Below are 17,002 nucleotides of genomic sequence, written 5' to 3'. Positions count from 1 at the left end.
GCATCGGCCCCGGCTATATCGAGACGCCGCAGACCGCGCCGCTGCGCGTGGCCGGCCACCCGTTCGATGCTTTCATCCGGGCGAAGACGCCGGCCGGCCGCTGGGGCACCACCGACGACCTGAAGGGGCCGGCGGTGTTCCTCGCCTCGGCGGCGTCGGACTTCGTCAACGGCCACGTGCTCTACGTCGACGGCGGCATCCTCGCCTATATCGGCAAGCAGCCCTGACCAGAGCATCGGACCGAAAAGTGGACTCCGGTTTTCGGAAAATCCGATGCGACAACAAAGAACTAGATCGTCATCCCGCGCCCGTAAGGACGCAGGATGACGATCTGGCATGAGCTGAACAAGGCGGCCGCGTTCTCGCAAGGGGACGCGGCCGTTGCCGTTTCCGGTCAGGGAGACGGCGCAGGTCCGGAGCTGCCACGAAGGCGCAACTCGGGAACGAGCTCGGCAGACTCGAACGGCCCGTCAGATTTGCCGATCATGTTCATCAGCTTGCCGGCGGCGAGTTCGCCGATCCGATAGTTGTCCACCCACTGCGTCGTCAGCCCCGGCGGTATGCGCGAGGCAAGGGCCAGATCGTCGAAGCCGGTGATCGAGAAATCGCGACCGGCGACCAGGCCGAGATCCCGTGCGCCGTTGAGCGCTCCGATCGCCAGAAGATCATTGCCGCAGACAACCGCGGTTGGGCGCTCGTCAGGACGCCCTGCCATCAGCTCGACGAAATCCCGGGCGGCGCGATCCATATCGGCGGGGCCGATGGTCAGTCGCTCCGGCGGCAACGGGAGCCCCGCGTCTCCAAGCTCATCCGCCACTCCGTGAATACGGTCGACGACGCGGCGATTGCTTTCGGTCGGCTGGAAGATAGCCGCGAAGCGGCGGTGCCCCATCTCCAGAAGCCGGCGGGTCATGGTGCGAAAGGCTTTGCGATGATCGACGCCAATGCAGAGGTGCGGACTGTCGAGGCGGTAGGTGTAGGTCACGACATAGGGAACGCGATGATGCTTGAGCAGATCGAACAATTCGGCGGGGTGATCCTCGCCGACAATGGCCAGTGCCTCGACACCGCGCGTCAGCATGGCCCTGACCTGCTGGTAGCCGGCCATCGGGTCATAGTTCGAGCAGCCGAGAAACAGCGTATAGCCATGCCTGGTGAACACCGACTGCATGGCCGACACCTGCCGGGCGAAGATTTCCGCGTCGAGGGTCGGAATGATGGCGCCGACGATGTGGGTCCGGTTCGAGGCCAGCGCCCGGCCGGCGGCATTGGGGATCCAGCCCAGCTCCGCCGCCGCGTCGAGCACCCGCTTCCGCATCTCGGCGTTGACTTTCTCGGGCTCGTTGATGGACCGGGATACCGTGGCGGTGGACACGCCGGCCAGCACGGCAACATCCTCAAGTCGAACCGTCTTGCGGGCGCCTCCGTTGGGCTCGCGTAGCCGTCGTGTCTTCTTCGAAGGGCTATCCGTCACGCGCTTCCCCAATCAATCCGATCCCGTCCAGACTGGTTCAAAGTCGGTTCGCGCCAACGTCACCAGTGATCCCCGTTTGGATACGAAGGAAAACATCGCCTTTCAACCGGGTCGGCGGGATCGACATCAGCATGGCGGCCTCTACGTATTCGCGCAACGATGATCAGGCTTGACAGCCGCTGCGATGACCGTAATGTAAGCGCTTACTTGGTCGTTGTCGCGTGGGATGAGCACGTAGACCGACCGCTGGAGGTAACAGGTCGTCGACGCCCGCTGGGGCCGACACGATAACCCGTGTGACTTGAGGAAATTAAAGCCGGCTCACGAGGTCGTGGGCGCGGACAGGCGTTCTTTTGCCTATTCGCCACGGAACCGGATGGCCCGGAAGCCACCGTCCGACGCATTGGCAGAAGACCGGACAAGATAGCGAAATCCGCTAGCTGCCACGTGTTAGCTGGCATTACCTGGATGCGGCAACAGAAATGATCGTGACCTTCGGCTCCCTCAACGCGGACTTCGTCTTCGAGGTGGAAGCGTCTCCCATGGCCGGACAGACCATCGCGGCACGGAGCTTCCGTATCGAGGCGGGCGGAAAGGGGGCCAATCAGGCGACCGCCGCGGCGCTTGACGGCGCCAAGGTCGCCATGGTGGGCGCAGTCGGACGCGACGCCATGGCGTCCGGGCTGCTTGCCGACCTCGCCAGGGCTGGCGTCGACGTATCGCGCGTCGCCTCGGTCGATGCCCCGACCGGTTGCGCATATATCGAGGTCACAGCACGCGGCGATAACCGTATCGTGGTGGCGGCCGGCGCCAATGCCCTGGCAAGCGACAACCTGGTCGACGACGTCTTGCTGGGCAGCGCGTCCAGCATTCTGCTGCAGATGGAATGCCCGGCCGGCCAGGTCGAACGGCTGGTCAGGAGAGCCAGGTCGGCCGGTGTCCGCAGCATCCTCAATCTGGCGCCGGCCATCCTGCCTTCGCGCCGGACGCTGGAGGAATGCGGGCTGCTCGTCGTCAACGAAACCGAGGCGGACGTACTGGCGGATGCCGTCGGAGCGCGCGCGACGGCCGCCGACCTGCGCCGCGTGCTCGGTTGCGATGTCGTCCGGACGCTCGGCGCCGCCGGCGTCGAGGCTGCCACGGCGGCCGGCGACTTCACGCTGCCGGCGAGATCCGTCGCCGTGGTCGACACCACGGCCGCCGGCGACTGTTTCGTCGGCGTGCTGGCGGCGGCCCTCGACCGGCGGCTCGACATTCGATCCGCCCTGGTTCGCGCGGTGACGGCGAGCAGCATTGCCTGCACGCGGAAAGGCGCCCAGGCCAGCCTGCCCACCATGAACGAGATCGACGCCGCACTCTCCGCCGCCTGAGGGAAGGCTTGAAAGCCGCCGGAACGGGACGAGCGGCGAGAGCCGCTGGAATTGAAAAGAGAACAGGAAAACAGGATGTTGAAACGCCTCGAAGGAATTATCCCGGTCATGCTGACGCCGTTCGCCGATGGCGGCAAGGTCGACTACGCCAGTCTCGAGCGGCTGATCGAGTGGTACATCGCCAACGGGTCGGATGCCCTTTTCGCCGTCTGCCAATCGAGCGAAATGCAGTTTCTCGACCTGAGCGAGCGCGTCGAGATTGCAACTTTCGTCCGCAAGACGCTGGCCGGCCGGATTCCGGTGGTCGCATCCGGCCATGTCAGCGACAACCGCGATGACCAGTTGGCCGAACTCAAGGCCGTCGCGGCCACCGGCGTCGACGGTGTCGTGCTGGTCACCAACCGCCTCGACACCGCCAATGCCGGTACGGCGGCCTTCCGGTCTCATCTCGACTGGCTGCTCGCCAGCCTGCCCGGCGATCTGCCGCTCGGTCTCTACGAATGCCCGGCCCCCTACCGCCGCCTTCTTTCCGATGACGAGCTCAAATATTGCGCCGACAGCGGCCGCTTCGTCATCCTGAAGGACGTCTCCTGCGATCTGCCGACCGTGACGCGCCGCGTCAAGCTGACGGCCGGAACGCCGCTTGCCATCGTCAACGCCAATGCCGCCATCGCCTGGGACGCCATGAAGGCCGGGGCCAACGGCTTCACCGGCGTCTTCACCAATTTCCATCCCGATCTCTACAAGTGGCTCCTGACCAAGGGGACGCGGCATCCCGAACTGGCCGACGAACTGGCGATCTATCTCGTCCTTGCCGCCATGGCGGAACCGATGGGGTATCCCGTGCTCGCCAAGATCTATCAGCAGCGGATCGGCAATTTCTCGACCATCGCTTCGCGGGCCATCGCCTTCGACGTCCGCGAACGCTTCTGGGCGCTCGACGCCCTGATCGACAAGGTCGTTGCAGGGACGGACCTCTACCGCCGGCGCATCGGCGCTCTCGGATGAAGTTCCTCGGCGCGCCGCTCAGGAGAACCGGCGCGCCCCAGCCAAGAACAAAAAAGGGAGGTGGATATGAGGTTACTTATCGGCCTGGAGAAGAACTTTGAAAAATATCTGATCACGGGCGCTCTCCTCGTCATGTCGCTGGTCCTCATCGCCCAGGTCGTGATGCGGTATGTGTTCCGGTCGCCCTTCATCTGGTCGGAAGAGCTATCCCGCTACCTTCTGATCTGGCTGTCGATGATGGGGACCAGCCTTGCGGTGCGCGAGTCGCGCCATATCAGCGTCGATTTTCTGCCCGTCGTATTCGGCCCCAGGTCCTATGCCCTGTTCGCCACCATCGCGCATGTCGGCAACCTCGTCTTCTGCACGTTGATGATCTGGTATGCGGTGCCGGTCATCGTCCGTCTTGCCGCCATCGGGCAGATGTCGCCGAGTCTCGGCATTCCCATGTGGCTGATCTACGCGGCCGTGCCGGTCGGTCTCACCTTCATGGCGCTCAGGACCATCCAGGCATTGTGGCTGCTGGCGGCCAGTGGCGCCTGGCGCTCCGCTCCCATCGCACCCGAAACCTCCGGACCTTCGGGGAGCCTGTGATGTATCCGATCGCTGCCCTTGCCTCCTTCTTCATCCTGCTGGCCTTCACCATTCCGGTCGCCATCGGCCTCGGCTACGCCGCGCTCGTGCCCGGCTGGCTGGGCGCCCCGACCAACGGCGGCCAGGTCGTCCGGGCGATCGTCACGGCGCTCGACAGCTTCCCGCTTCTGGCCGTGCCGCTGTTCATGCTGGCCGGCGACCTGATGACCCAGGGCGGTCTTGCCAAGCGGCTGTTCAGCTTTGCCGATGCCTTGCTGGGACGCTTCAACGGCGGCCTCGCCATCTCGACGGTGGCGGCCTGCATGTTGTTCGGCGCCATCTCCGGATCGTCGCCGGCCACGGTGGCGGCCATCGGCTCGATGACCGTGCCCCTGCTGGTCAAGAGCGGCTACGAGCTGCGTTTCGCGGCCGTCCTCGTCACCTGCGCCGGTACGCTCGGCGTCATCGTGCCGCCGTCGATTCCGATGATCATCTACGGCATGTCGGCCAGCGTCTCGGTCAGCGCCCTGTTCATCGGCGGCGTCGGTCCGGCCCTGGTCATCGGCGGCCTGCTGATGGGCTACGCCTACTGGTACGGTACCAAGCACAAGGACCGCATCACCTCCGAGGCCGGCAAGGTGTCGGTCCTGACCGCTTTCCGCCAGAGCTTCTGGGCCCTTCTTGCGCCGGTCATCGTGCTCGGCGGCATCTACACCGGCGCGTTCACGCCGACGGAAGCGGCGGCCATAGCGGTTGCCTACAGCGCCCTGGTGTCCGTGCACGTCTTCGGGGAACTGACCTATCGCGACATCGTCCGCGTCATGTCGGGCACGGCGCTGACCATCGCGCCGATCCTGATCATCGCCGGTACCGGCTCGGCCTTCGGACGCGCCCTGACCCTGCTCAAGGTGCCGGTGATGATGGGCGACTTCATCGGCAGCCTGGTCTCCGAGCCGATCGTTCTGCTGCTGCTGGTCAACGCCTTCCTGCTGGTGGTGGGCATGCTGATGGAGACGCTGTCGGCGATCATCGTGCTGACGCCGATCCTGCTGCCGACCGCCCTCGCCTACGGCGTCGACCCCATCCACTTCGGCCTGATCATGACCGTCAACCTGGCCATCGGCTTCGTCACGCCGCCGGTCGGAACCAACCTGTTCATCGCCTCCGGCATCACCAAGCTCAGCGTCGTCGAAATCTGCAAGGGGCTGGCCATTCCGCTCGTCCTGATGCTGATCGGCCTCGCCGTGATCACCTACGTTCCGAAGCTGACGCTTTGGCTGCCCTCGCTGCTGGGCTGAACGCAGTGCAAGACCAAAACCAACCACTAGGGAGAAGACCAATGAAACCGCTTAGCAAGCTCGCGCTCGGCGTTGCCGCCCTCGCACTGTCGGTCCTGCCGGTGCAGGCCGCCGAATACACCATGATCCTGGCGCATTCGCTGTCCGATCCGCAGCATCGATCTACCAGACCTTCGAGAAGATCAAGACCGATCTGGAGGCGAAGTCGGGTGGCCGCATCGAGGTCCAGCATCTGCCGGGCAGCGCCATGGGCGGCGATCGCGAGGCCATGGAATCGATGATGCTCGGCGACGTCCAGTTTTCACCGCAGTCGACGTCGGCCGCCTTCCAGTTCGTGCCCGAGCTGGCGGTCTTCGACATGCCTTATACGCTGCCGTCCGATCCGGCCAAGCTCGAGAAGCTGGTCAACGACAGCGCCTTCGCCGGCAAGGTGAAGGAGGCGCTCGACAGGAAGGGCGTCCACTTCGGCGGCATCCTCAATGCCGGGTTCCGCAACCTCACCACCAATGTCGAGGTCCACAGCCCGGACGACATCGCCAAGAACAGCCTGCGCATCCGCGTCCAGGAGAATCCGATCCACATCGCCCTGTGGCGTGCACTCGGAGCCGCTCCGACGCCGGTCGCCTTCCCGGAGATCTACGGCGCGCTCCAGCAGGGCGTGGTCGACGGCCAGGAGAACCCCTATGGCCATATTCTGTCGCAGCGCTTCTATGAGGTGCAGAAGTATGTGGTGAACACGCGCCACATCTTCCTAGCCAACATCAACCTGATCAACAAGGACTGGTTCGACTCGCTGCCGGCCGACCTGCAGGCGACGGTCGACGAGGTGCTCCGCGAGACCACCGCCTATCAATGGCAGTTGCAGGCCAGCCTGGAAGCCAAGCAGCGCGAGGAACTCGCCAAGCACCTGACCATCATCGATCTGACGCCCGAACAGCTTGCCGCCTTCCAGGCCAAGACCACCGACGTCGAGAAGCTGATCCGTGAGCAGGCCGGCGACGAAATCGTCGACGCGTTGCTCGCCGACGTCAAGGCGGCGAACTGACCGCTGCCTTTCGCGGCGGAGCCGCTCCCGGCTCCGCCGTCATCCAATCGACAGGTGATGAAAATGACTGCGAGAGACAAGTATCACGGTGTCTGGCCGGTGATGCTGACGCCATTCGACGACAGGAACGAAATCGACTGGTCGTCGCTGGGAAAGCTGATCGACTGGTACATCAAGTCGGGGGTCAGCGGCCTGTTCGCCGCCTGCCAGTCGAGCGAGATGTTCTTTCTCTCGGACGCCGAGACGCTGAAGCTCGTCCGCTTCGTTGTCGATCGCGCCGACGGCCGGGTTCCCGTTGTCGCTTCCGGGCACACTGCCGCCGCCATGAGTCAACAGATCGACCAGCTTGCGGCCGTGGCCGAGACCGGCGTCGACAGCGTCATCTTCATTTCCAATCGCTTTGCTTCGCCATCGGAAGCAGACCCGGTCATGCAGGAGCGCCTCGCCATCCTTAGCGATGCGTTGCCTCGGTCAGTCGGCCTGGGCATCTACGAGTGCCCCTATCCCTACAAGCGGCTGCTATCCGACGAGACCGTGCGCTGGTGCGCCGAAAGCGGTCGCTTCACCTTCGTCAAGGACACCTGCTGCAACATCGAGCGCATCCGTCGCCGCGCCGAGATCGCCAAGGGATCGCGCCTCAACATCGCCAACGCCAACGCGCAGACGCTGCTCGACTCGCTCAGGGCCGGCGCTGCCGGCTACAGCGGCGTCATGGCCAACTTCCATCCCGACCTCTACGTCTGGCTTTGCGACAATTGGCAATCGGAGCCGGAAAAGGCGGAGAAACTGTCTTTGTACCTGTCGACCGCCGCACTGGTCGAGTCGCTCGACTATCCGGTCTGCGCCAAGGACTATCAGGTCGCCATCGGCAACTTCGCGACAACCAATTGCCGGGCTCGCGAGACCGGCGGCTACTTCCGCGACCATTTTCGCTCGAACATGCGGCAGGCAATGAAGCTCGGCGACGAGTATCGCCGCATGATCGGCCTCCAGAGCGAAGGCGCTATGCCAACCAACCTTTGAAATCCGGACTCCGACGAAATGACAAAGAAAATCCTTGTGACGGCAACCAACTACTCTCAGCTTTGCGCCGAAGCGAAAAAACTGCTCGAAGAGAATGGCTGCGAAATCATCGAGAATACCTTCGGCCGGCCAATGACCTTTGACGAGCTCAAGGCGCGTATCGGCGACATTGACGGCGTCATCGCCGGCGTCGATGCCTGGAACGACGAGGTGTTCGCCATCGCGCCGCAACTGAAAGTGATCTCGCGCTTCGGCGTCGGCGTCGACAACATCGATGTCGAAGCGGCGCGCCGGCGCGGCATCAAGGTCACGAACGCCGCCGGCGGCAACGCCAACGCCGTGGCGGAACTGACCATCGGACTGATCGTTGGCGCCATGCGGGCCGTCCCGCAGTTGCATGCGACGACCCGTCAGGGTGCCTGGGACCGCTTCGTCGGTCGTGAAGTCGTCGGGCGCACCGTCGGTCTGCTCGGTTTCGGCAACATCGCCCAGAAGGTCGCTCGCAAGCTGTCCGGCTTCGACGTGACGGTCATCGCCTACGACAAGTACCCCAACCTCGAAGCCGCGGCCAAACTCGGCGTGGCGATGGTCGGCGCCGACGAGGTGATCGCCCGCTCCGACATCCTGTGCATGCTGCTGCCGAGCCTGCCGGAGACGCGACGCTTCATGAACGCCGACGCCTTCGGCCGGATGAAGGACGGTGCCTATTTCGTCAATACCGCGCGTGGGGCGCTCGTCGATGAGGATGCTCTCGCCGGGGCGCTGACCTCCGGCAAACTCGCCGGAGCGGCTATCGACGTCTACGAACGCGAACCGAGCTCGGTGGACAACCCGCTGTTCCGTCTCGATCGTGTCGTCACCACACCGCATACCGCTGCCGAGACATTCGAGACCTACACAGGTATCGGCGCGATCACCGCGACGGCGGTGCTCGATGTCCTTGCCGGCCGGACGCCGAAGAACCTGCTCTGAGACAAAACAGAATACACTTGCGCGCCAATTCGAACCGGAAGCGATGCGGGCCTGCCGGACTGTCCCGCGGACGGAACGGCGCGGGGTCTCCGGTCCGCAGGTGCGCGGCGGATGGCCAGGCCGTTCGCCGGCATCTTCGTCACCGGCCTCTTGGTCCGACCACGGGTCGGATATCGCCCAGGCACATGAATCACAGGGAAAGCGACGCCGGATCGAGGTTCCAGGCCTTGATCGAGACGCCGCCATCGTCGGCGACGAGATGGGCGACGGCGCCGGTATTCATCTTGGCGTCCGCCGGAGCCAGACCGAGGCTCTTGGCAACCAGCCGGAAAATGCCGTTCGACGACACCACCAGCACCACTGCATCGTCCGCGTTCTCCGCCCGGATGCGGGCGATGAGGCGCTGCCAGCCGGCAATCACGTCGGTCTCGTCCGGCTGCCAGCCGCAGCTCTCGGGCCAGATCGAGCGTTTCTGCCAGTCGTCGATGGTTTTGTCGCCGACCTCCGCGCGGATCTCGTCGTTGGAGCGGGCCTCCCAACTGCCGTAGTCGATTTCGCGCAGATCTTCGCTGAGCACGATCGAACCGGCTACCAGTCCATGTGCCGCCGCGATGATCTCGGCCGTCTGCCGCGTCCGCCGGAGCGGACCGGCGTAAATGCGGGACGGCCGCAGCCCGGCCGCCGCGAGACCGGCGGCTACCACCGAGGCTTGCTCGCGGCCTTTCTCCACCAGAGCGAGATCGGTGCGCGCGCCGACCCAGACGACCTTGTCGCCGGGACCGAAGGTGTTGCCGTGGCGAACCAGGATCAGTTGCATTTGCGCTCCTCGCTGTCAGGCGGAAACCAGTTCGCCCTCGCGGGCGATCAGTTGCTCGACCATGGCGATATCTTCCGGCGTATCGACCGAGGCATGCGTCCGCCCCTGGTAGTCGACCACGACGACGCGAACCGTCATGCCGTTCTCGAGCGCGCGCAACTGCTCGAGGCCTTCGGTGCTCTCGAGCGGCGATGGCGGCAGCGTGATGTAGCGCTTCAGGCCGGAGCGGGTGTAGCCGTAAAGCCCGACGTGGCGGAAAACGCTGGCGAAACCCGGCTTGCGGATGAAGGGAATGACCTGCTTAGAAAAATAGAGGGCGTTGTGATGGAGGTCGAACGTCACGGTGGTTCCGCTCGAGGGAGCCTTCTCCTTGTGGGCGCGGAACTCGGCGAGCATGTCGTCGGTGAGCCGCACCGCCGGCGTGACGATGTCGAACGCCGCCGGAGAGGAGAATTCGGCGATCATCTGCTCGAGGATCCAGGGCGGCGTCAGCACGGCGTCACCCTGGAAGTTGATCACCCCTTCCTCGGTGATGCCGGCAATCTCGATGGCCTCGGCCACACGTTCCGTACCATTTCGGCAGCTTTCGGAGGTCATGACCGCTTCCGCGCCGAAGCTGCGGGCATAGGTCGCCACCCGCTCATCCTCGGTGGCTACAACCACGCGCGAGGCGCCCTTCGTTGCATGAGCGATCCGCCAGACGCGCTCCAGCAGGCTGATACCGGCGATCTTCAGCATCGGCTTGCCCTGGAGGCGCTGGGAGCCGTAGCGGGCCGGAATGACGATGGCGACGGACATGATTGGTTCTAGCCTCCCGTTTGGGAGACCTCATTATTGCAGCCCCGCCATAGTGTCGAGAGAAAACCCGCGAGCCCGCCATCCGCCGGCCGGACCGGCTTGGGGACATGGTCGAAATACGCAATTCGCGGCCGCTCTCAAAGGCGCTGGCGGTCGGCATAGAGGGCGCCGGGGACAATTTGAAGCGGAGAAGACATTTCGCCGCGCCCCTCCATCTGATCGACCAGGCAGTTGAAGGCCACGCTGGCGATCTTCACCGTGTCCTGACGCACGGACAACACGCGGTTGGCGCTGAGCTCCATCAGCGGATGGTGGTCGAACGTGCCGAGAATGATTTCCTTCGGGATACTGCCGAAGCGGTCGAGCAAGGCCTGAAGCGCTCCCTCGAGCATCAGGAGCGACGACGAGATGAAGCTTTTCGGCGGCCCGTCGAGGGCAGCCAGCAAATCGTCCATCAGCCGGCGCCCGGCCGAGGCGGTATCGCCTTCCGGCTCGGTGAGGATGCGCTCTCCGACGTCCGATGAACCGAAAGCCTCCACGAAACCGCGAATGCGGGCGGCGATGCTGGGCATGTCCGGCCGGGCGCCAAGGAAAAAAACGTCGCCCCCGCTTTCGGCCATGATCTGCTCGGTCAGACGGCGGGCGCCCGCCTCGTTGTCGCCGACCACCGTCGGGAAGACGGTTTCGGGAAAGGCGCGGTCGATCACCACGGTCGCCACCCGGCGATGGCCCCGGCGAACGAAGCGTGATGGTTCCGGCTGCTCGCACGGCGCGATGATGATGCCGTCCACCCCGCGCGCCAGAAGCCCGCTGACCGTCTGCCGCTCCCGCTCCGGCTTTTCATGGGTCGACGCCGTGAGCAGGACGAGCCCGCGGCTGCGGCATTGCTCTTCGAGTTCGGCGATCAGCCGGGCGAAGTGGGCGTTTGCCAGATCGGGCACGATGCAGCCGACGGCATCGCTGCGCCGAAGCTTGAGGCTGCGGCCGGCGTGATCGATAACGTAGCCATGCCTGGCGATGTAGGCCTCGATCGCCTGGCGCGTCCGGGCGCTGATGCGATAGCGCTCGGCCTGCCCATTTATGACGAGACGAACCGTCGTCACGGAGACGCCGGTCTCGGCGGCAATCTCCTCTATCGTCCGCGGCCGCGGCAGATCGTGCGCCGCCTCTTCGTCCAAAGTACTCTCCATGTCAGACCGGCCCGCCATCGACGGGCGCCGGCAACGGCGCCACGCGGGCCAAGGTGCCGCCCGCGCCTATCGCCCCTCACTCGACCGTGCTGTTCGTGGGGTCATCCGCCGATGCGGCCCTGCGGATGCGCCGCCAAGCGCCAATCTTCGGGCCGACGACCGGCAGGAGGAGCGTCACGGCGGCGATTACCAGGAATGTGGCGCAAATCGGCCGGGTGAGGAAGACCGAAAAATCGCCATCCGACATGATCAGCGCCCGCCGGAGGTTGGTCTCCACCATCGGCCCCAGGATGATGCCGATGACAATCGGCGACATGGAGAAGTCGAGCCGCATCATCACGTAGCCGAAGACGCCGGCGATCATCATGACGAAGACATCGATCATGGTGTGGTTGACCGAATAACTGCCGACGGCACAGAGCACGAGGATGATCGGCACCAACACCTTGCGCGGGACGATCATCACCTTGGTAAACAGGCGGATGCCGAGGAAGCCCAGGGCGCCCATCAGGATGTTGGCGGCGAAGAGGCCGATGAAGATGGTGTTGACCTCGACCGGATGTTCGGTGAACAGCATCGGTCCGAGTTGCAGGCCCTGCACCATGAAGGCGCCCATCATGATCGCGGTGGCGCCGTCGCCGGGAATGCCGAGCGTCATCAGCGGCACCATGGCGCCGCCGGACACCGCGTTGGCGCCGGCCTCGGGAGCGGAGACGCCCTCGGGCGAACCATGCCCGAACTCCTCCGGATGCTTCGACCAGCGCTTGGCCTCGGTATAGGAAACGAAGGAGGCGATATCGCCGCCGGTGCCGGGAATGGCGCCGATGATGGTGCCGATCACCGAGGAGCGGACATAGGTCGGCAGCACACGGCGGAAGTCCAGCCAGGAGGGCAGGACGCGGTCGATCTTGACCTTCACCTTGCGGTCTTCGCTACGGCCCTTCTCGACGTAGTTGTCCTCCATGCCGAGCATGGCCTGGGAGAAGGCGAAGAGGCCGACGAGCACCGGCACGAAGGAAATGCCGCCCATGAGGTAGTAGCTGCCGAAGGTGAAGCGCATGCCGGCCGTCATCGGATCGAGGCCGATGCAGGCGATGGCGAGACCGATGGCGCCGCCCATCAGCCCCTTGATGATGGAATGCGACGATACCGAGGTGATGATGGAGATGCCGAAGACGCCGAGCGCGAAATATTCCGGCGCCGACAGGCCGGTCGCCACCTTGGCGAGTTGCGGCGCGACGAGCACCAGGGCGATGGTCGAGAACAGGCCGCCGAACATCGACGAGCCGGTCGACAGGCCGAGCGCCCGGCCGGCTTCGCCCTTCATCGCCATCGGATAGCCGTCGAGCACGGTGGCCGCTGAGGCCGGAGTGCCGGGCGTGTTGATCAGGATGGCCGTGATGGAGCCGCCGTAGATGGCGCCGCAATAAACGCCCAGCAGCATCAGGATGCCGGCCATGCCCTCGAAGGAGAAGGTGAGCGGCAGCAGGAGGGCGATGCCCATGTTGACCGTAAGGCCGGGAAGGGCACCGATGATGATGCCGGCAAAGACGCCGAGGAACAGCATCAGCAGCGACTGGGCGCTGAAGACGATCTCGGCCGCGTGAAGGATGTCGATCATGGTGAGCGTCTCCCGGCCGTCATTCGAAGAGCGAAGGCGGCGGCAGCTCGTTGTTGAAGATGAGAACGAAGAACACCCAGACCACCGCGATCACCCCGGCGGTGGTCAATGTGATCTGAATCGGGCTGCGGGCGCCCATCAGCAGCATCAACGCCGGGACGAACACGGCCGTGGCGACGATGAAGCCGAAATAGGTGAGCAGCACGGCGAAGGCCAATGCGATCGCCGCACCGAGGAAGGCGATGCGGACCGGGGCCGAGTGCAGGTCGACGGTGCGCCCGGCATGAAGCGACGGGGCGAAAGCGACCTCAGCGGCCTGCACGAGGCCGAGTGCGATGAACAACCAGGCGATGGCGCTCGGCCAGAAGGCCTCGCCGGGCACGCCGGCCTCGTCGAAGTGGGTGAGGTCGCTGGCAAGCCAGAGGATAACCGCCCCCAACAGCACCGACAGGATGGCGACGATGGCGTTCGATTGTCTCATGATGCATCTCCGAAGGGAGAAATCCGCGCGGCGGCAACGCCGCGCGGATCCATTTGTCGACCGGCCGGCTTCACTTGGCGGCGGCGATCAGCTCCTTGTAGAGCTCATGGTCAGCCTGCATCATGTTGGCAACGTCGTCGCCGACGAGGGTGCCCGGAACGATGCCCTGCTTCTTCATGGCCTCCTGATAGTCGGGGTTGGCGAGCACGGCCTTGAACGCGGCCACCAACTGTTCCTTGGCGGCGGCGTCGAGGTTGGCCGGCGCGGCGATGGCGGCCCAGGCCCGCATGGCGACGCCTGCGTCGGCGCCAAGCGCTTCGGCGAAGGTCGGCACGTCCGGATAGAGGGCGAAGCGGTGGTCGTCCATCACGCCGAGGATATTGAGGGCGCCGGCATCGACCTGCGACTTGGCCGAGCCAGGAGTGGTGATGACGGCGTCGACATGACCGCCGACCAGGGCGGCGATCGACGGGCCGGTACCCTCGTTGAACGGGATGTGCTTGAACTTGACGTCGAACTTCTTCTCGATGTTGGAGGTGGCGAGATCATAGATGGCGCCGGTGCCGGAGTTGGCGACCTGGATCTTGCCCGGCTCCGCCTTGGCGGCGTCGATCAGCTCCTTCAAGGTCTTGTAGGGGCCGTCGGCACGGACCACGACCGCGCAGGGGTCGGCGATCTGGGCGACCAGCGGCGTGAAGTCGGCATAGGTCACCGGCGACTTGTTCTGGTGCGGGAACATGGCCAGCTCGACGGTGGTGGTGCCGAGGGTCATGCCGTCGGGCTTGGCATGCGCCAGCTCGATCAGGCCGGTGACGCCGTTGCCGGCCGGCTTGTTCTCCGGCACGAAGATGATGCCGCTCGGCAGGTATTGCTTGGCGTATTCCAGCGTCAGGCGGGTCGACGTATCGGTGCCGCCGCCGGGATTTTTCGGAATGATCACCGAGATGTTCTTGGTAGGATAGGTGATTTGCTGAGCCGCCGCGCCGGTGACGCCAAGCGCCAGGATCGCGGACATGACGAGTCCGATGGTCTTCATTGTTGTCTCCTCCAGTTTGCTTCGTCGCGGGGCGCCGGACCGGCTCCCCTTCGTTCGGCGATCCCAGCCATCTGCCGGCCTGTCGCCATCCTCTTGCCAGAGCGCCCGCCGGCGCCCCGGCGGCTTCAACAGTCCAGGAGTTCCACGACCGCGTGGACGATGGTCTTCCGGTTCCATGTGTAGGTGACATGAAGGATGCCGTCGACCTCGATAACCGCGGGATAGGAGAACTCGCCGTCCTCGGTCTCGAAGTCGAGTTCGGTCCTCCAGGTTTCCCCGCCGTCCGACGACAGCGCGAGCGAAATCGGATAGCGGCGGCCCCAGTTGCCCGCGACCGGATTGCAGACCAGCGCCAGGATGCCGCGCGCGGTGCGGACGAGGTCGATGCCGCTGTTGTTGTTGGGCAGCGACGTGGCATAGGCCACCGACCAAGTGCGACCGAGATCGGTCGAATCCGTCCGATAGACGGAGCCGCGCGTCGAGCGCATCAGCATGTGCACGCCGGCCTCGTCCTCCCAGGCCGTGGGCTGAATCACGCCGTCCCATTTGAAGACGGTGGCGGGATCCGTTTCCCAGAGTGCTGCCGCCGCGAGGCCCGACCATACCTCCGTTCCCTGCCCGGCCGTCGGCGGACGATGGTCGAAGGGCACGTCGTAGCGTGTCCAGCTCATTCCCCCATCGGCGGAAAGGTCGGCGAAGGCGTCCCAGACTTCGGACGTTTCCACCGATCCGGGCGCCAGCCACTCGCCCGACGACAGGCGGATAAGCTTGTTCTTGACCGGTCCGCGCGGCGTGCCGTCGCCGGGGACGAGCGGCACCGGCGCACTCCAGGTAAGCCCGCCGTCCATCGAGGTCGACCAGCGGGTGATCCAGTCATGCACCGTCGGTCCGACCTTGTAGAAAAGATGGACGGCATCGCCGTCGACGAACAGCACCGGATTCCAGTGGGCGAGGCCCTCCTCGGCCATCAGACGACGCGGAGGCTGCCAGACCGAACCGTCGCCGCGCGACAGCCATATGGCGACATCGCCTTCCCCCTCCCGGAGACCGCCGAAATAAGCGACGAGGAAGGTGCCGTTGGAAAGCCGCACCAGCGTCGAGGCGTGGCAATTGCCGAAAAGGCCATGGTCCGGTGGCAGCACGAAGCCCTTGTGCCGCAGCACGGCCGTCGCGCCGGTGGAGCGGGCCGCGGCAGTCATGCCGCCGTTTCCTTGACGCCGACGCCCCTCGCCACGTCCTCGCCAAGGGCGATCATCTGGTCCACCACGTCATAGAGCTGGGAGCGCAGGAACGGGCCGGCCTCGCGCACGCGGGCGGCGGCCGAGGCGAAGTTGCCGAGGCGGCGCTGGAAATCCTTGGCCGAGATCGGATAGTCGACGTTCTCGATCAACGAGGCGGTGGTGAGATAGCGGGCGAGCACATCGGCCTTTTCCGGCTCGGCGGCATGGTTGGCACAAAGCCAGACGTAGAGCTCGGGGTGGAAGTTGGCCATCACGCCCGAATAGCCAGACGCGCCGGCCCTGAGCGAGGCGAGGAGCGTCTGGGTATTGGCATTGGCGATGTTGAGCCCCGAGCCTTCGGCCAGCGCCAGACGGCGGCGGATGATATCGATGTCGCAGCAGGTGTCCTTGATGAAGGTGTAGCGGCCGCTCTCGGCGCACCACTTCACCACCTCGTCGGACAAGAGACGCTTGTAGGGATAGGGGCACTCGTAGATGCCGAGGCCGAAATCACCCGGGACTTTCTCGGTCAGAGCGGCGATCTTCTCCAGCACCACCGCGTCGGAGGCCGATTGCGGAGCGAGGCGGTTGGAGATCAGAATGACGCTGTCGACGCCGGTCTCGGCGATCTCGTGAAGCTGCTCGATCTGCTGGCTCTCGGCGTTGGCCGTGTGACCCGAGGCGACCACCGGCACGCGGCCGGTCGTCTTCTCCAGCACGAAGCGGGTGAGCGCCACCGATTCCTTCTGGCTCAGGAAGAACATCTCGCTCGACTGGCAGTTGGCGAACAGGCCGGACACGCCGGCGGCGATGTACCAGTCGATCAGCCGTTCGAGGGAGACCCAGTCGATCTCGCCATCGTCGGTGAAGGGCGTCAGCATCACTGGCCAGACGCCGGAATACTTGTTGCGGTTCGTCATGATCGTTCCACGGATGATTGGTCTTGTCAGAGCAGCTTGCGGGCGTCGCCGGCCACCTGCACCTTGATGTTCTGGGTGATCGCCTGGGCGACGAAGGCCTTGAGCACGTCGGCGAGCCTGTCCTCGTCGACATAGGCAAGGCTGACGTGGTTGGACTGA

The 17,002-nt window shown here is 65.0% G+C and carries 17 protein-coding genes; 8 read left to right on the top strand and 9 right to left on the bottom strand.

The genetic code is table 11. The features are described 5' to 3' along the window. The coding region (locus CJ014_RS26460; protein WP_118847952.1) for an SDR family oxidoreductase at positions 1-227 on the top strand (227 nt) is incomplete at its 5' end. A 167-nt stretch (positions 228-394) separates the two neighbouring features. Here the strand turns inward: CJ014_RS26460 and CJ014_RS26455 are convergent. Next, the gene (locus tag CJ014_RS26455) at positions 395-1,474 is read right to left on the bottom strand and encodes a LacI family DNA-binding transcriptional regulator (protein WP_100083494.1); all 1,080 of its coding nucleotides are present in this window, start codon (positions 1,472-1,474) and stop codon (positions 395-397) included. Between the two features lie 482 nt (positions 1,475-1,956). Between CJ014_RS26455 and CJ014_RS26450 the strand changes: the two genes are divergently transcribed. The 7 genes from CJ014_RS26450 (at position 1,957) to CJ014_RS26420 (ending at position 8,760) form a co-directional block, all read left to right on the top strand. Continuing rightward, positions 1,957-2,844: a ribokinase gene (locus CJ014_RS26450; protein ID WP_100083493.1), complete on the top strand. Its 888-nt coding sequence runs from the start codon at positions 1,957-1,959 to the stop codon at positions 2,842-2,844. A 75-nt stretch (positions 2,845-2,919) separates the two neighbouring features. Then, positions 2,920-3,852 carry a dihydrodipicolinate synthase family protein gene (locus tag CJ014_RS26445; protein ID WP_100083492.1) on the top strand — a complete coding sequence of 311 codons (933 nt, stop codon included), beginning with the start codon at positions 2,920-2,922 and terminating at the stop codon, positions 3,850-3,852. Positions 3,853-3,918: 66 nt separating this feature from the next. Continuing rightward, complete coding sequence (locus tag CJ014_RS26440; RefSeq protein ID WP_100083491.1) at positions 3,919-4,443, top strand: TRAP transporter small permease; 525 nt, start codon at positions 3,919-3,921, stop codon at positions 4,441-4,443. Further along, entirely contained in the window at positions 4,443-5,720 is a 1,278-nt protein-coding gene (locus tag CJ014_RS26435; RefSeq protein WP_100083490.1) for a TRAP transporter large permease, read from the top strand. Before CJ014_RS26440 ends, CJ014_RS26435 begins: the two co-directional genes overlap by 1 nt. Positions 5,721-5,835: 115 nt before the next feature. Continuing rightward, on the top strand, positions 5,836-6,765 hold the full coding sequence (locus tag CJ014_RS26430) for a TRAP transporter substrate-binding protein (RefSeq protein ID WP_100083489.1): 930 nt from the start codon (positions 5,836-5,838) through the stop codon (positions 6,763-6,765). Positions 6,766-6,828: 63 nt separating this feature from the next. Continuing rightward, positions 6,829-7,788 carry a dihydrodipicolinate synthase family protein gene (locus CJ014_RS26425; RefSeq protein WP_100083496.1) on the top strand — a complete coding sequence of 320 codons (960 nt, stop codon included), beginning with the start codon at positions 6,829-6,831 and terminating at the stop codon, positions 7,786-7,788. Between the two features lie 18 nt (positions 7,789-7,806). After that, entirely contained in the window at positions 7,807-8,760 is a 954-nt protein-coding gene (locus CJ014_RS26420; protein ID WP_100083488.1) for a phosphoglycerate dehydrogenase, read from the top strand. Between the two features lie 190 nt (positions 8,761-8,950). Here the strand turns inward: CJ014_RS26420 and CJ014_RS26415 are convergent, their stop codons facing one another. The 8 genes from CJ014_RS26415 to CJ014_RS26380 all read right to left on the bottom strand — a co-directional run bounded on the left by CJ014_RS26415 (position 8,951) and on the right by CJ014_RS26380 (position 16,843). Next, the gene (locus tag CJ014_RS26415; RefSeq protein WP_100083487.1) at positions 8,951-9,577 is read right to left on the bottom strand and encodes a histidine phosphatase family protein; all 627 of its coding nucleotides are present in this window, start codon (positions 9,575-9,577) and stop codon (positions 8,951-8,953) included. 15 nt (positions 9,578-9,592) lie between these two features. Continuing rightward, a complete protein-coding gene (gene kdsB / locus CJ014_RS26410) occupies positions 9,593-10,375 on the bottom strand; it encodes a 3-deoxy-manno-octulosonate cytidylyltransferase (RefSeq protein WP_100083486.1) in 783 nt (260 codons plus the stop codon). A 137-nt stretch (positions 10,376-10,512) separates the two neighbouring features. Next, positions 10,513-11,565, bottom strand: coding sequence for a LacI family DNA-binding transcriptional regulator (locus CJ014_RS26405; RefSeq protein ID WP_165791007.1), 1,053 nt, complete (start codon positions 11,563-11,565; stop codon positions 10,513-10,515). 76 nt (positions 11,566-11,641) lie between these two features. After that, positions 11,642-13,186 (bottom strand): tripartite tricarboxylate transporter permease, encoded by a 1,545-nt coding sequence (locus tag CJ014_RS26400; RefSeq protein ID WP_207765873.1) that lies wholly within the window; start codon positions 13,184-13,186, stop codon positions 11,642-11,644. A gap of 19 nt (positions 13,187-13,205) precedes the next feature. After that, the gene (locus tag CJ014_RS26395) at positions 13,206-13,667 is read right to left on the bottom strand and encodes a tripartite tricarboxylate transporter TctB family protein (protein ID WP_100083484.1); all 462 of its coding nucleotides are present in this window, start codon (positions 13,665-13,667) and stop codon (positions 13,206-13,208) included. A 70-nt stretch (positions 13,668-13,737) separates the two neighbouring features. Continuing rightward, complete coding sequence (locus CJ014_RS26390) at positions 13,738-14,703, bottom strand: Bug family tripartite tricarboxylate transporter substrate binding protein (RefSeq protein WP_100083483.1); 966 nt, start codon at positions 14,701-14,703, stop codon at positions 13,738-13,740. Positions 14,704-14,828: 125 nt separating this feature from the next. Further along, positions 14,829-15,902: a sialidase family protein gene (locus CJ014_RS26385; RefSeq protein ID WP_100083482.1), complete on the bottom strand. Its 1,074-nt coding sequence runs from the start codon at positions 15,900-15,902 to the stop codon at positions 14,829-14,831. After that, positions 15,899-16,843, bottom strand: a complete 945-nt coding sequence (locus CJ014_RS26380; protein WP_100083481.1) for a dihydrodipicolinate synthase family protein — start codon at positions 16,841-16,843, stop codon at positions 15,899-15,901. Before CJ014_RS26380 ends, CJ014_RS26385 begins: the two co-directional genes overlap by 4 nt. Positions 16,844-17,002: the final 159 nt, after the last annotated feature.

This window comes from Pleomorphomonas carboxyditropha (assembly GCF_002770725.1).
Classification (GTDB): domain Bacteria; phylum Pseudomonadota; class Alphaproteobacteria; order Rhizobiales; family Pleomorphomonadaceae; genus Pleomorphomonas; species Pleomorphomonas carboxyditropha.
This window is presented reverse-complemented; position numbering and strand designations above follow the sequence as displayed.

Excerpts from the sequence above, each read along its gene's own strand:
- CJ014_RS26400 (WP_207765873.1), bottom strand. The coding sequence starts at position 13,186 with ATGATCGACATCCTTCACGCGGCCGAGATCGTCTTCAGCGCCCAGTCG.
- CJ014_RS26425 (WP_100083496.1), top strand. The coding sequence starts at position 6,829 with ATGACTGCGAGAGACAAGTATCACGGTGTCTGGCCGGTGATGCTGACG.
- kdsB (WP_100083486.1), bottom strand. The coding sequence starts at position 10,375 with ATGTCCGTCGCCATCGTCATTCCGGCCCGCTACGGCTCCCAGCGCCTC.
- CJ014_RS26450 (WP_100083493.1), top strand. The coding sequence starts at position 1,957 with ATGATCGTGACCTTCGGCTCCCTCAACGCGGACTTCGTCTTCGAGGTG.
- CJ014_RS26390 (WP_100083483.1), bottom strand. The coding sequence starts at position 14,703 with ATGAAGACCATCGGACTCGTCATGTCCGCGATCCTGGCGCTTGGCGTC.
- CJ014_RS26380 (WP_100083481.1), bottom strand. The coding sequence starts at position 16,843 with ATGACGAACCGCAACAAGTATTCCGGCGTCTGGCCAGTGATGCTGACG.
- CJ014_RS26435 (WP_100083490.1), top strand. The coding sequence starts at position 4,443 with ATGTATCCGATCGCTGCCCTTGCCTCCTTCTTCATCCTGCTGGCCTTC.
- CJ014_RS26405 (WP_165791007.1), bottom strand. The coding sequence starts at position 11,565 with ATGGAGAGTACTTTGGACGAAGAGGCGGCGCACGATCTGCCGCGGCCG.
- CJ014_RS26385 (WP_100083482.1), bottom strand. The coding sequence starts at position 15,902 with ATGACTGCCGCGGCCCGCTCCACCGGCGCGACGGCCGTGCTGCGGCAC.
- CJ014_RS26445 (WP_100083492.1), top strand. The coding sequence starts at position 2,920 with ATGTTGAAACGCCTCGAAGGAATTATCCCGGTCATGCTGACGCCGTTC.
- CJ014_RS26415 (WP_100083487.1), bottom strand. The coding sequence starts at position 9,577 with ATGCAACTGATCCTGGTTCGCCACGGCAACACCTTCGGTCCCGGCGAC.
- CJ014_RS26440 (WP_100083491.1), top strand. The coding sequence starts at position 3,919 with ATGAGGTTACTTATCGGCCTGGAGAAGAACTTTGAAAAATATCTGATC.
- CJ014_RS26420 (WP_100083488.1), top strand. The coding sequence starts at position 7,807 with ATGACAAAGAAAATCCTTGTGACGGCAACCAACTACTCTCAGCTTTGC.
- CJ014_RS26395 (WP_100083484.1), bottom strand. The coding sequence starts at position 13,667 with ATGAGACAATCGAACGCCATCGTCGCCATCCTGTCGGTGCTGTTGGGG.